General features: G+C 72.2%; 14 protein-coding genes. 6 read left to right on the top strand and 8 right to left on the bottom strand.

Features of this window, described 5'->3' with window-relative positions; all coding sequences use genetic code 11:
* Positions 1–241 precede the first annotated feature (241 nt).
* Both AB0J36_RS32015 and AB0J36_RS32010 read right to left on the bottom strand, forming a co-directional pair.
* On the bottom strand, positions 242–1,078 hold the full coding sequence (locus AB0J36_RS32015; protein ID WP_357122133.1) for an undecaprenyl-diphosphate phosphatase: 837 nt from the start codon (positions 1,076–1,078) through the stop codon (positions 242–244).
* Positions 1,075–2,127, bottom strand: coding sequence for an LLM class F420-dependent oxidoreductase (locus AB0J36_RS32010; RefSeq protein ID WP_355052458.1), 1,053 nt, complete (start codon positions 2,125–2,127; stop codon positions 1,075–1,077). The genes AB0J36_RS32015 and AB0J36_RS32010 overlap by 4 nt, the downstream gene beginning before the upstream one ends.
* 187 nt (positions 2,128–2,314) lie before the next feature.
* Between AB0J36_RS32010 and AB0J36_RS32005 the strand changes: the two genes are divergently transcribed.
* Positions 2,315–3,286 (top strand): aldo/keto reductase, encoded by a 972-nt coding sequence (locus tag AB0J36_RS32005; RefSeq protein ID WP_357122127.1) that lies wholly within the window; start codon positions 2,315–2,317, stop codon positions 3,284–3,286.
* Between the two features lie 100 nt (positions 3,287–3,386).
* Positions 3,387–3,578, top strand: a complete 192-nt coding sequence (locus AB0J36_RS32000) for a DUF5703 family protein (RefSeq protein ID WP_039906151.1) — start codon at positions 3,387–3,389, stop codon at positions 3,576–3,578.
* 84 nt (positions 3,579–3,662) lie between these two features.
* Here the strand turns inward: AB0J36_RS32000 and AB0J36_RS31995 are convergent, their stop codons facing one another.
* Both AB0J36_RS31995 and AB0J36_RS31990 read right to left on the bottom strand, forming a co-directional pair.
* The gene (locus tag AB0J36_RS31995) at positions 3,663–4,325 is read right to left on the bottom strand and encodes a hypothetical protein (RefSeq protein WP_357122124.1); all 663 of its coding nucleotides are present in this window, start codon (positions 4,323–4,325) and stop codon (positions 3,663–3,665) included.
* Positions 4,326–4,367: 42 nt separating this feature from the next.
* Positions 4,368–5,696, bottom strand: coding sequence for a M20/M25/M40 family metallo-hydrolase (locus tag AB0J36_RS31990; RefSeq protein ID WP_357175455.1), 1,329 nt, complete (start codon positions 5,694–5,696; stop codon positions 4,368–4,370).
* Between the two features lie 173 nt (positions 5,697–5,869).
* Here AB0J36_RS31990 and AB0J36_RS31985 point away from each other — a divergent pair, with 173 nt between their 5' ends.
* Both AB0J36_RS31985 and AB0J36_RS31980 read left to right on the top strand, forming a co-directional pair.
* A complete protein-coding gene (locus AB0J36_RS31985; RefSeq protein ID WP_357122118.1) occupies positions 5,870–6,478 on the top strand; it encodes a hemerythrin domain-containing protein in 609 nt (202 codons plus the stop codon).
* Positions 6,479–6,567: 89 nt separating this feature from the next.
* The gene (locus tag AB0J36_RS31980; RefSeq protein ID WP_357122115.1) at positions 6,568–7,539 is read left to right on the top strand and encodes a LysR family transcriptional regulator; all 972 of its coding nucleotides are present in this window, start codon (positions 6,568–6,570) and stop codon (positions 7,537–7,539) included.
* A gap of 4 nt (positions 7,540–7,543) precedes the next feature.
* Here AB0J36_RS31980 and AB0J36_RS31975 read toward each other — a convergent pair whose 3' ends face one another.
* Positions 7,544–8,671, bottom strand: a complete 1,128-nt coding sequence (locus tag AB0J36_RS31975; protein ID WP_357398214.1) for an NAD(P)/FAD-dependent oxidoreductase — start codon at positions 8,669–8,671, stop codon at positions 7,544–7,546.
* 24 nt (positions 8,672–8,695) lie between these two features.
* On the opposite strand from AB0J36_RS31975, the gene AB0J36_RS31970 reads away from it, so the two are divergent.
* The gene (locus tag AB0J36_RS31970) at positions 8,696–9,412 is read left to right on the top strand and encodes a TetR/AcrR family transcriptional regulator (RefSeq protein WP_357122109.1); all 717 of its coding nucleotides are present in this window, start codon (positions 8,696–8,698) and stop codon (positions 9,410–9,412) included.
* A gap of 61 nt (positions 9,413–9,473) precedes the next feature.
* The gene (locus AB0J36_RS31965) at positions 9,474–9,719 is read left to right on the top strand and encodes a hypothetical protein (RefSeq protein ID WP_266241928.1); all 246 of its coding nucleotides are present in this window, start codon (positions 9,474–9,476) and stop codon (positions 9,717–9,719) included.
* Between the two features lie 55 nt (positions 9,720–9,774).
* Here the strand turns inward: AB0J36_RS31965 and AB0J36_RS31960 are convergent, their stop codons facing one another.
* Genes AB0J36_RS31960 through AB0J36_RS31950 form a run of 3 tightly spaced genes read right to left on the bottom strand, consistent with a single transcriptional unit; the run spans position 9,775 to position 12,853 of the window.
* Positions 9,775–10,125 (bottom strand): DUF3140 domain-containing protein, encoded by a 351-nt coding sequence (locus tag AB0J36_RS31960; protein ID WP_234582023.1) that lies wholly within the window; start codon positions 10,123–10,125, stop codon positions 9,775–9,777.
* Positions 10,125–10,298: a hypothetical protein gene (locus AB0J36_RS31955; protein ID WP_357122105.1), complete on the bottom strand. Its 174-nt coding sequence runs from the start codon at positions 10,296–10,298 to the stop codon at positions 10,125–10,127. The genes AB0J36_RS31960 and AB0J36_RS31955 overlap by 1 nt, the downstream gene beginning before the upstream one ends.
* Entirely contained in the window at positions 10,295–12,853 is a 2,559-nt protein-coding gene (locus AB0J36_RS31950; RefSeq protein ID WP_357398211.1) for an ATP-dependent Clp protease ATP-binding subunit, read from the bottom strand. The genes AB0J36_RS31955 and AB0J36_RS31950 overlap by 4 nt, the downstream gene beginning before the upstream one ends.
* Between the last annotated feature and the right edge of the window lie 19 nt (positions 12,854–12,872).

Genomic DNA, 12,872 nt, shown 5'->3' with positions numbered 1-12,872 from the left:
ACCGACCCGGAGTACTCGACGACGGCGTTCCTCAAGGGCCTGCGTCAGGTTGACGGCTGGCAGGACATGCCGCTGACCGACGCCGCGCAGACCGTACAGGTCTCCGCCTACCCCGACGCCTACGCGCAGTGGGAGCAGCAGGCCACCGACCTGGTCGCCCACAACTGGAACAGCTAACACACACAGATGGCCGGCACCCGACAACGGGTGCCGGCCATCGCCGGTTCTTCGGTGCGTGCGGTCAGGTGGCGCTGATCGTGCCGGTGAGCAGGAGAGCGAGGACCAGGGTGCCCAGCGCGACCCGGTACAGGACGAAGACGTACAGGGTGTGGTGGGCGACGTAGCGCAGCAGCCAGGCGATCGCCGCGTACCCGATGCCGAAGGCGATGAGGGTGGCCACGATCGTCTGGGCCACCGTGGGCACGGACGTTCCCGGGGCGGACGGTTCGAAAACGTCCCCAAGGCTGAACACCCCGGACATCACCACCGCCGGGATGGCCAGCAGGAACGAGTAGCGCGCCGCCGCCTCCCGGGTCAGGTTGAGCAGCAGGCCGGCGGTGAGCGTCCCCCCGGAGCGGGACACGCCGGGGACCAGCGCCATCGCCTGGGCGAAGCCCATCACGACGCCGTCCTTCATCCGGAAGTTCTCCAGCGTGCGCGTCTGCCGACCCCAGTACTCGGCGAAGGCCAGCACGAACGCGAACACGATCAGCGTGGTCGACACCACCCAGAGGTTGCGCCCGGCCGTCTTGATCTGGTCCTTGAAGAGGAACCCGAACAGCCCGATGGGGATCGAGCCGACGATCACGTACCAGCCCATCCGGTAGTCGAGGCTCGAACGCACGGATTTGTCCCTGAGCCCGACCAGCCAGGTACGGGTGATCCGCCAGATGTCCTTCGCGAAGTAGATCAGCACGGCAGCCTCGGTGCCGAGCTGGGTGACCGCGGTGAACGACGCGCCCGCGTCGCGGTCGAAGAAGATCGCCGAGGTGATCCGCAGATGCCCCGACGAGCTGACCGGCAGGAACTCGGTCAGCCCCTGGACGATGCCCAGGACGATGGCCTCAACCCAGGTCACTCGCCGACTCCCGAGAGCTCGAGAGCCTCGGCGACGGTCCGCAGGGTCTGCACACCGCTGTCCCGGTCGGCCACGAACAGGGTCACCGACAGCGTGGTGACACCGGAGGCGGCGTACTCGCGCATCCTCTCGGCGATGCGCTCCTTCGGGCCGAGCAGCGACGTACGGTCGATGAACTCCATGGGTACGGCGGCGGCGGCGTCGCGCTGGCGCTTGGCCAGGTAGAGGTCCTGGACCTCGCGGGCGGCGTCGCCGTAACCCATCCGGGTGGCGAGCTGGTTGTAGAAGTTCTGCTGCCGGCTGCCCATCCCGCCGACGTAGAGCGCGGCGTACCAGCGGACCAGCTCGGCGCAGGAGGCGACGTCGTCGCCGACGACGACCGGCACGGACGGCACCACGTCGAAACCGGCCAGTTCCTTGCCGGCCTTGGCCCGGCCGGCGGAGACGGCGGCGAGGTGCTCGTCGGCGAACTCCGGGGCGTAGAACACGGCGAGCCAGCCGTCGGCGATCTCGCCGGCCAGCTCCAGGTTCTTCGGACCGACCGCGGCCAGGTAGATCGGGATGTGCTCGCGGGGCGGGTGGAAGCTCAGCCGCAGCGCCTTGCCGGGGCCGTCGGGCAGCGGCAGCGTGTAGTGCTCACCGTCGTACGCCACCTCCTTGCGGGCGATGGCCAGCTTGACGATGTCGACGAACTCGCGGGTACGGCCCAGGGGCTTGGCGAACCGCACCCCGTGCCAGCCCTCGGAGACCTGCGGGCCGGAGACGCCGAGGCCGAGCCGGAACCGGCCGCCGGACAGGGCGTCGATGGTGGCGGCCGTCATCGCGGTGGCGGCCGGTGTACGGGCGGGGATCTGCATCACCGCCGAGCCCACGTCGATCCGTTGCGTCTGGCCGGCCATCCAGGCGAGCATGCTGGGCGAGTCGGAGCCGTACGCCTCCGCCGCCCACACCACCGAGTAGCCGAGGCGGTCCGCCTCCTGGGCCAGCGCCAGGTGGTCGGCCGGCGTACTCCACGCTGTCTGGTATCCGAGGCTGAGCCCGAGTCGCACTGGTCCTCCCCCATCCGTGGCACAGGTCGCATCAGGTTACGCAATGCCGAAAACGGACCCGATCACCGGCTCACCGCCAATGATCCCCCGTCCGTCGCGGTGCCTTCCGGAGGCGGAACCGGCAGAACCGGCAGAGATGACGGGAGCGAGGATATCCGTGGCGGCGGGTTCGAAATAAGGTTCACCCATGCAACAGCGACCGCTCGGCCGAAGCGGGCTGGCGGTTTCGCGGCTCGCGCTCGGCACCATGACCTGGGGCCGGGACACCGACGCCGACGATGCGGCCGCCCAGCTCAAGAGTTTCCTGGACGCGGGCGGCAACCTGATCGACACCGCCGACGTGTACGGCGACGGCGACGCCGAGTCGGTGATCGGGTCGCTGCTGGGCACCCTCGTCCCGCGCGAAGAGCTGCTGATCGCCACGAAGGCGGGGTTGCGTCCGGGCAGCGCCCGGCGGCGCGACGGCTCCCGGGGTCACCTGCTGCGCACCCTGGAGGCGTCGCTGCGTCGGCTCGGCACCGACCACGTCGACCTGTTCCAGGTGCACGGATACGACCCGGACACCCCCCTGGAGGAGACGCTCGCGGCGCTGGACCACGCGGTGGCCAGCGGAAAGGTCCGTTACGTGGGGGTGTCGAACTTCTCCGGCTGGCAGACCGCGCGGGCCGCCGCCTGGCAGACGGCCTGGCCGGGCCGGGCGCCGGTGGTCGCCACCCAGGTGGAGTACTCGCTGCTGGAGCGGGGGGTGGAACGGGAGGTCCTGCCGGCCGCTGACGCGCTGGGCCTCGGCGTGCTGCCCTGGTCGCCGCTGGGTCGGGGGGTACTCACCGGCAAGTACCGGCATGGGCGTCCGGCGGACTCCCGGGCCGCCTCCCCGCACTTCGAGCGGTTCGTCTCCACCTACCTGGAGCCGCGCTGCTCCAGCATCGTGGAGGCGGTGGCGACCGCGGCCGGCGGGCTGGGGGTCTCGCCGCTGGAGGTGGCGCTGGCCTGGATCCGGGACCGGCCCGGGGTGACCGCGCCGATCCTGGGCGCCCGGACGGTCGGGCAACTGCTCGGCGCGTTGCAGGTCGAGCGCATCACGCTGCCCGAGGAGATCACCACCGCGTTGGAGGACGTCTCCGGGGTGCCGGTCGGCTACCCCGAACGCGACGGGTGACCCGAGACGGCCCGAGGACGGCACGAACCAGGCACCGCAGCGGCGTCGGTCACCCTCCAGGGGGTGGCGGACTGCCGCCGGGCTGGGCAGCATGGGTGGCATGGACTACGAGTACGCGCCGCTGCGGCTGCCGCCGAACGTCGACCGGTTGACCGCAGCGGCGCAGTTGGCGATCCAGGCGGAGTTCTCCGGATGGGAGCTGGCCCGGGTACGGCTGTTCCGGGACGGCACGCGGCAGGTCATGTTGCGCCGTCGGCGGGTCAACCAGCCGCAGCCGGGCCTGTCGTACTGACACCGGGCCGGGGCACCGCGACGAAACGCCCGGGACCCGAACCGCGTACGGTCGGGCCCCGGGCGTCGTACGGCCCGCCACAAACTAGTGCTGGTGCCCGGCGTGGTCGTGGTCGTCGTCGTCGAGTTCCAGGAACGGGTGCTCGTCGAGACGACCGACGAGCCGGTCGTCGGCGGCCGGCTGGAACGGGCCGACCGCGTCGTCGTCGTCGAACGACTCCAGGTCGACCGGGGTGCCCACCTCGCTGACCATCACCACCCCGTCGAGCGGTTCCAGCTCCGGGACGTCGAGTGCGCCGAGCGAGCCGTCGCCGCTCTGCAGCAGCTCCAGCACCGCCTCACCGACGCCCTCCACCGGCGCCGGCTCGTCGTCCTCGGGGGTGCCCTCGCGGCGGGCCGCCTCGGCCGCCCGCAGCAGCGCGGAGATGCTCGGCACCCGGTAGTCGCGGCGTTGGCGCACCGAGATCACGCGGGGGTGCGGGTCGCTGGCCTCGACACCGTCGCCGCCGAAGCGCTCGTCGGCCTCGTCCGGGTCGATCGAGTCAACGTCCCACGGCGTGACCTCACCGAAGGCGTCGAGGAGCTGCTCGTCGTAGGCGAAGGAGGCGTTGTTCAACGCCACGTACGCCTGCCAGACGTCGTCGTCGTCGACGCGGCCCTGCGCGGCGCGTACGGCGGCCAGGTGGTGGCGGGCCGCTTCGATCACCCGCTCGAGTGCGGCGTCCAGCTCACCGTGCTGGTCGGTCATGTGGGGCAGTCCCTTCACGATGGGGAGGTAACGCGGACACTGCTAGCAGGTGCGGAGGAACCGGTCGAGAACCCGCACGCCGAACTGTAGTCCGTCGACCGGAACGCGCTCGTCGATGCCGTGGAACAACGCGGAGAAGTTCAGGTCGGCGGGCAGCCGCAGCGGCGCGAACCCGAAGCAGCGGATGCCGAGCGTCGAGAACGCCTTCGCGTCGGTGCCGCCGGAGAGCATGTACGGCACCGGCCGCGCCCCCGGGTCCTCGGCGCGCAGCGCCGCCGACATCGCCTCGACGAGGTCGCCGTCGAAGGTGGTCTCCAACGCGGGCTGCCGCTGGATGTACTCGATGTCGATGTCCGGGCCGACCAGCTCGCGCAACTGCCGCTCGAGCAGCTCGGACTGGCCGGGGAGGCTGCGGCAGTCGATGGTGGCGGTGGCGCGGCCCGGGATGACGTTGTCCTTGTAGCCGGCGCTCAACCGGGTCGGGTTGGCGGTGTTGCGGATCGTCGCGCCGATGATGTTGGCGATCGGGCCGAGCTTGGCGATGGCGACCTCCGGGTCCTCCGGGTCCAGCTCGATGCCGAGCAGGTCGGAGACCTCGGTCAGGAACGCCCGTACGGTGTCGGTCACCACCACCGGGAAGCGGTGCCCGCCGATGCGGGCCACCGCCTCGGCGAGGGCGGTGACCGCGTTGTCGTCGTGCACCATCGACCCGTGCCCGGGTCGACCCTTGGCGTGCAGCCGCAGCCAGTCGATGCCCTTCTCGGCGGTCTCGATGAGGTAGAGGCGCTGGCTGTCGTTGACCGAGTAGGAGAACCCGCCGACCTCGCCGATCGCCTCGGTGCAGCCGTCGAAGAGGTCGCGGTGGTTCTCGACCAGGAAGCGCGCGCCGTAGTCGCTGCCCGCCTCCTCGTCGGCGGTGTACGCGAGGACGATGTCGCGCGGGGGCCGGACGCCGGTGCGCTGCCAGTGCCGCACCACGGCGAGCACCATCGCGTCGAAGTCCTTCATGTCGATGGCGCCGCGACCCCACAGGTAGCCGTCGCGCTGCTCGCCGGAGAACGGGTGCACCGACCACTCGTCGGCGTCGGCGGGCACCACGTCCAGGTGGCCGTGCACCAGCAGGGCCTCCCGGCTCGGGTCGGCGCCGGGGATGCGGGCCACCACGTTCGCCCGGCCTGGCGCGGACTCGTGCAGGACCGATTCGATGCCCACCTCGGCGAGCTTCTCCGCCACGTACTCGGCCGCGCGGCGTTCGCCGACGCTGGTGTCGTTGTCACCGGTGTTCGTGGTGTCGATGCGCAGCAGGTCGCGGCAGAGGTCCACGACCTCCGCGGTGGGGTCCGGTCGGGCGGAGGCGGCGTCGCTCGTCATCGCCCCTTCATACCAGCCCCGAGTTACCGGCGGGCCGGCGCACCGAGGGGAGGCGGCCGGGCATCCAGGTCGACGAATCGGGCGGCGGTTTCGCGGCGGCCGCGTTCGGGTACCGCCGCCCACGACCGCACAACCCCTGCCGGAGCTTCCGCCCGCCAGTCGAGGAGGGCATCATGTCCGCCGTTCCCCTGCCCCCGTTGCCGCCCACGCCCGCCCCCGACGAGGGTTACCGGCCCGGCGGCCGTAGCGTCGCCGACATCGTGGACCGCGAGCACCGGCAGTTGCTGACCCTGGTGGACCAGCTCAGCGGCCCGGACGCCACGCCGAACGAGGCCCTCGCGGTGCTCACCGCCGCGCTGTCGCGGCACATCTCCGCCGAGGAGCAGTACCTGCTGCCAGCGGTGCGGGCGGCGCTGCCGGCCGAGGCCGCCCGGGTGGACGCGGAGATCGACGGTGACGCGGCGTTGCTGGCCGCCCTCAAGGGGCTGAACGACGAGACCGTGACCGAGGTCGCCGAGCGGGTCCGCCGCCACGTCGACGGGGTGGGCACGCTCGTCACCGAGCTGCGCGCGGTGGCGACGTCGGAGGAGCTGATCCGGCTGGGCAACCGGTTGGAGATCGCCGAGGAGGCCGCTCCGACCCGGCCGCACCCGGGCACTCCGGCCACGCCGCCGTGGAACCGCATCGTCGAGCCGGCGGTGGGCGTGGTGGACAAGCTCCGCGACGCGGTGACTCGGCGGCCGACGTACCTGAAGGACCTGCCGGAGCCGCCGCGCGACTGAAACGCGCGGGCCGCACCAAAGAATGCATTCAATGTCACCGATCCACTTGGCCCCTTCCGCCGGCTGCGACGTGGTCCTACCGTCACCGTATGAACCTGGAGCTGCGACACCTGCGGGTGGTCTGCGCGATCGCGGAGACAGGGAGTGTGACCAAGGCGGCGTCGACCCTCGGGCTCGCCCAGCCGGCGCTGACCGCCCAGCTCCAGCGGATCGAACGGACGCTGGGCGGGCCGCTGTTCGACCGGGACCGGCGCGGCGCCCGCCCCACCGCGCTCGGTGAGCTGGTGCTCGCCCGGGCCCGGGTGCTGCTGCCGGCCATGAAGGGCCTACAGGACGAGGCGGCGCGGCTGGCCGGTGCCGCCGAGGTGTCACGCTGCTACCGGCTCGGCGGCGTGAACAGCCCGATCCTGGGCCGGCTGGTGCACCGCCTCGCCGCCGAGGAGCCGCCGGCCCAGATCACCACGTACGCCTCGTGGTCGGTGGACGAGCTGGCGCAGTTGGTGGCCGGCGGACGGTTGGACTTCGCCCTCACCGGCGTCTGCGGCGACGCCACCCCGTCGGCCGAGTTCGGGTTGCGATGGCGGGAGGTGGCCGTCGACCCGGTGCTGGTCCTGCTGCCGGCGAGCCACCCGCTCGCCGACCGGGACGAGGTGCGCCTGGCCGACCTGCGCCACGAGCAGTGGGTGGCCGCGCCCGGCGACGGCTGCTTCGGCGACTGTTTCGCCGCCGCCTGCGCGCGCGCCGGCTTCACCCCGCGCAAGGTGTACGAGACCGACATCCGCGGCTGCGTCGACCTGGTGGACGCGGGCGTCGCGGTGGCCCTGTGCCAGGCGACGTTCCGGCCGGTGGCCGGTCTGGTCACCCGGCGGTTGGCCGGTGTCCCGCTGCGCTGGCGACTGCTGCTGGGGTGGCATCCGGAGTCGCCCGCCGCCCGCGACGCGGAGCTGCTGCTGGCCACGGCGAAGGCGGCGTACACCGACTCGCTGGCGTCGCACCCCACCTACCTGGACTGGCTGGTACGCAACCCGGCCTTCGGCGTCCGACAGCCCAGCGCGGCGTGAGGGCCTACTGCCCGACGGGCTCGGCGGGACGCCGCGTGAAGAAGCGGACGAGGTCGTCGGCCGCCGTCGGGGACAGCATCATGGCCTGGACCCGTGCGCACATCTCGGCGATCGGCTGGACCCTGGCGAACATCGCCTCCTCGTACGCCCGGATCGCCGCGTCCGGGTCGCCGGGGTGGGCGACGAGTTCGTGGGCGAGTTCGGCCGCGTCCAGCATGGCCTGGTTGGCGCCCTCGCCGACCGGGGGCATGAGGTGCGCGGCGTCACCGAGCAGGGTGACTCCCGGCTGGTGGGCCCAGCGCGCGCCGACCGGCATCGCCTCGACCCGGCGCGGCGTCGGCGCGTCGTCGCCGGCGTCGATGAGGGCGACCAGGCGCGCGTCCCAGCCGTCGAAGAGGGCCCGTAGCGCATCCTTGCTGCGGTAGGCGTCCAGGTCACGGCCCTCGGCACGGAGCGAGATCCCGACCCGGATGCTGCCGTCGCCGAGGCGCTGGGCGGCGAGGATCTGGTTGACGCCGACGCACCACAGGTTGCCGGGGCCGACCATCTCGGCGAGCTCCGGGTGGCGACGGTCGGCGTCGCCGATGGTGAGATCCACGTGGGTGGAGACGTACGTCAGTGGCGCGTCGATCAGCAGCGGTCGGACGACCGAGCGCGCGCCGTCCGCGCCGACGAGAATGTCGCACTCGACGCGACGACCGCTGTCGAAGGTCAGCAGGAAACCGCCGGCGGGTCGCGGCGTCGCCCCGACGAGGCGATGACCCCAGGTGACCGCGTCGGACGGGAGCGCGTCCAGCAGAAGCTGACGCAGGACGGTGCGGTCGATCTCCGGGCGTCCGTCGAATGAGCCGGGGCGCGGTGTGTGGTGCACGAGCGTACGCCCGGCGGGGTCGAGGATGCGGTGCTCCTCGCCCTCGGGCCGCGCCGACGACCGGAACACCTCGCCGAGGCCCGCCTCGGCGAGGGCGCGCTGCCCGGACTCCGGGTGCAGGTCGAGCATCCCGCCCTGCGAGCGCGCGGCCCGGTCCGCCTCGCGTTCGTGGACCACCGCCTCAATGCCGTGCAGGTGCAGGATCCGTGCCAACGTCAGCCCGCCCAGGCCGCCGCCCACGATCGCCAGTCGCATCGCCATGCTCCTTACCGTACACTGTATTGCGTGGATACACCGTACGGTAGCGAAGTGGTGCCGGTGTGGGAACGGCCCGAGCCCCGCCCGCGGGCGACGCCGGTGCCGCTGAGCCGCGCGAAGATCGCCGAGACGGCGATCCGGCTCGCCGACGCGCACGGCCTCGACGGCCTGTCGGTCCGCCGGATCGCCAAGGAACTCGGCGTCGGTCCGATGCGCCTCTACGACTACGTGACCAACCGGTCAGAGCTGCTCGACCTGATGGTCGACGCCGTCTACGCCGAGATCGCCGAGGGTGGCCCGCACCCCGGGTGGCGTGCCACGGTGCTGGCCATCGTGCGACGGACCCGCGCCGCCGCCCTCGACCACGAGTGGTTCTCCGACCTGCTCGGCGGACGACCGCAGCTCGGGCCGCACGCGCTCACCGTGGGCGAGTCGACCGCCGCGGCGCTCAGCCAGGCCCCCGCCGTACGCGACGTCGACGACCTCCAGCGCGCCCTGGGCGCCCTCAACGCCTTCATCATCGGAGCGCTGCGGCGGGAGGTCACCGAGCGACGTACCGCCCGGTCCACCGGCACCGAGTTGAGCGCCTGGCAGGCCAGCCTCGGCCCCTACCTGACGCGCATGCTCGACACGGGCCGCTATCCCACGATCGCCCGGCTCGTCGTCGACGGCGCGCACCTCGACGCCGAGGAGACCTTCGACCACAACCTGACCACCCTCCTGGACGGCATCGCCGGCCGGTGAGGCGAGGCGAGACGAGGGCCACCGCCGGTGCGAACCGCCGCTGTCCGGGTATCTGGCGGACATGACCGATCTCTACCCGCCCGCCGACGACCGCGAACTGCTCCGCCAGGCCGCCGCCGCGCACACCGCCGCCACCCGTCAGGTGGAGGCGTTCCTGCGCCGGCTCCCGGAGGTGCCCGACCCGGCCGACGTCACCGAGTACGCCAACCTGCTCACCCGCGAGGACCAGACCCGGGGCGAGCGCGACGCCGCCGCCGACGCGGCGGGGCTGACCATCGGCAGCCTGGAGCCCGACCAGGGCCAGTAGGGCACGACGACGGCGCCGACCCGAACCGGGTCGGCGCCGTCACGTACGGCCGCGCTCAGCGTTCCACGAGCGGATCGTGCCCGAGGTCGAGCAGCGAGTGCCGCCACTCGTCGTCGGCGTTGCCGCGCCGGGGCTTGGCGTCCATCAGCTCGCGGATCCGCTCCACCGCCTCGCGCATCACCTCGATGTCCTCCGGCGTGAGGTCGACCTTGCGCTTGTTGAGCACCTTGAGGATCTCCCGCCCCGGCTGGGGCAGATCCAGGTCCGGGTTCGGGCTGAACGACTCCTCGCCCGATCCCCTGGTCAACAGCCAGGTGCGCAGCTGCTCCGACGGGACGTTGACCTCGGCGTGGAAGTCCTCCCAGAGCACTTCCACCTCGGGGTCGAGCCGCGTGTCGCGTACCATCACGTCTCCTCTCGCGTCTCCGGGTCGTCCTGGTCGGTCTTGGGGTGCAGGCCCTCGGCTGGTACCCGCGTTCGGCGTGGATTGGCGGTCGGGGGCGCCAGGATCGGGTCGGGGTGCTCGTCCGCGTCCTCGTGCGGCTCGTCGTGGTCCTCGCGTCCCGCCGGCCCGCTCATCGTGGGTGTGTTGTCGTGGCGGCGGTGTAGCCCCGCTCGCCCGCGGTCACGTCGAAGGTGAGTTGCCCGTCGCGGGCGTCCACGACGACCTTCTGGCCGGGTGAGATCGCCGATTCCAGCAGCATCCGGGACAGGTGGTTGTCCACCTCGCGCTGGATCACCCGGCGCAGCGGACGGGCGCCGAACTCCGGCTGGTAGCCGTGCTCGGCGAGCCAGTCCACCCCGGCGGTGGTGACCTCCACCTGGATGTCCTGGGCGTGCATCCGGCGGCGGGTGTCCTCCAGTAGCAGCGCGGTGATGTCGCGCAACTGCTCGGCCTCGAGCCGGCGGAAGATGATGATCTCGTCGATGCGGTTGAGGAACTCCGGGCGGAAGTTCTCCTGCAGGCGGCGCATCAGCCGCTCGCGCAGCTCGTCGTTCTCCTGATCGCTGCCGGGCGCGCCGGTGCCGAAGCCGACGGCACGCTGGGTGCCGGTGATCAGCTCGGAGCCGAGGTTGCTCGTCATGATCAGGACGGTGTTCTTGAAGTTCACCGTACGGCCCTGGCTGTCGGTGAGCCGCCCGTCGTCGAGCACCTGGAGCAGGATGTTGAACACGTCCGGGTGCGCCTTCTCGATCTCGTCGAGCAGCACCACCGCGTACGGGCGGCGCCGTACCGCCTCGGTGAGCTGGCCGGCCTCCTCGTAGCCGACGTACCCGGGTGGGGCGCCGACCAGCCGGCTCACCGTGTGCCGCTCCTGGAACTCGCTCATGTCCACCCGGACCATGCGGTCCGCCTCGCCGAACAGCGCCTCGGCCAGGGCTCGGGCCAGCTCGGTCTTGCCGACGCCGGTGGGGCCGAGGAACAGGAAACTGCCCATCGGACGCTCCGGGTCGGCCAGCCCGGCCCGGGAGCGGCGGACCGCCTCGGCCACCGCGGTGACCGCGTCGTCCTGGCCGACCACCTTCTCGTGCAGGTGACCCTCCAGGCGCAGCAGCCGGTCCCGTTCCTCCTCGGTGAGCTGGCTGACCGGGATGCCGGTGGCCCGGGAGACGACCTCGGCGATCTCCTGTGGACCCACCTCGGGCACCTGCGAGGACGACGGGCCGTCCTCGCCGTTGGCGCGCCGGATCTCCGCCTCCAGCTCGGCGATCCGGTCGCGCAGCGCCGAGGCGCGCTCGTACTGCTCGTCGGTGACGGCCTGCTCCTTGTCGCGGCGTACGTCGTCGAGCTCCTGCTCCAGCTCCCGTACGTCGGACGCCGGGGTACGGGTGCGCAGCCGCACGCGCGCGCCGGCCTGGTCGATGAGGTCGATGGCCTTGTCCGGCAGGAACCGGTCGGTGACGTACCGGTCGGACAACTCGGCGGCGGTGACCAGCGCCTCGTCGGTGAAGCGCACCTGGTGGTGCGCCTCGTACCGGTCCCGCAGCCCGCGCAGGATCGCGATGGTGTCGTCGATGCTCGGCTCGGGCACCAACACGGGCTGGAAACGCCGGGCCAGCGCGGCGTCCTTCTCGATGCTCTTGCGGTACTCGTCCAGCGTGGTCGCGCCGATCACCCGCAGCTCACCCCGCGCCAGGGCGGGCTTGAGCATGTTGGACGCGTCCATCCCGCCCTCACTGCCGGCGCCACCCGCGCCGACCAGGGTGTGGATCTCGTCCAGGAAGATGATCAGCTCGTCCCGGTGCGCCCGGATCTCGTCGATGACCTTCTTGAGGCGTTCCTCGAAGTCACCCCGGTAGCGGGTGCCGGCGACCAGGCCGGCGAGGTCGAGTTGCACGACCCGCTTGCCGAGCAGGGTCTGCGGGACGTCCCCGTCGCAGATCCGCTCCGCCAACCCCTCGACGATGGCGGTCTTGCCGACACCTGCCTCGCCGATCAGCACCGGGTTGTTCTTGGTCCGCCGGGACAGGATCTCCACGGCCTGCTCGATCTCGTCGGCCCGGCCGATCACCGGGTCGATCTGGTCGTTGCGGGCCAGGTCGGTGAGGTCCTGGCCGTACTGGTCGAGGGTGGGCGTACCCCGGTCCGGCTTCGGGCCGTTCATCGGGCCGCGTTCGGCGTTGGCGGCCTGCAACGACTCGGGTTGGATCCGTCCGGCGGCCAGCATCCGGCCGGCGGGCGACTCGGGGTTGAGCGGCAGGGCCATCAGGATGTGCTCGGGGCCGATGTAGTTCGCGCCCATCGCCCGGGACAGCTGGTGGGCGTCGAGCAGCGCCCGCTTGGCCGCCGGGGTCAGCGACAGGTTCGGTGGCACCTCGCCGCGCGGCGCGCCGTCGCCCTTGCCGCCGAGCGCGTTGAGCAGGGTGTCCGGGTCGGCGCCGGCCCGGCGGACCAGGTCGCGCAGCGGTTCGCGTTGCAGCGCCGCCCAGAGCAGGTGGTCGGTGTCCAGGTCGCTGCTCTGCCGCTGGGCGGCGCGACGGGCCGCGTCGGCCAGCATCTCCCGCGCGTCGGCGGTCATCAGTCGGGTGATGTCGACCCGGTGCGGCGGTCGGCGTCCTCCCTCACCCCGGCCGAAGTACCGGGCCAGGAATTCGTCCCACGGGTCGGAGCCGAGATCACCGGGTCCCATCATGTCTCTCCTCCGCAGTCGG

The organism is Micromonospora sp. NPDC049662, from assembly GCF_040675055.1.
In the GTDB taxonomy this organism is placed as follows: domain Bacteria; phylum Actinomycetota; class Actinomycetes; order Mycobacteriales; family Micromonosporaceae; genus Micromonospora.
The sequence above is the reverse complement of the archived record's forward strand: the minus strand, read 5'-3'. Positions and strand labels throughout refer to the sequence as shown.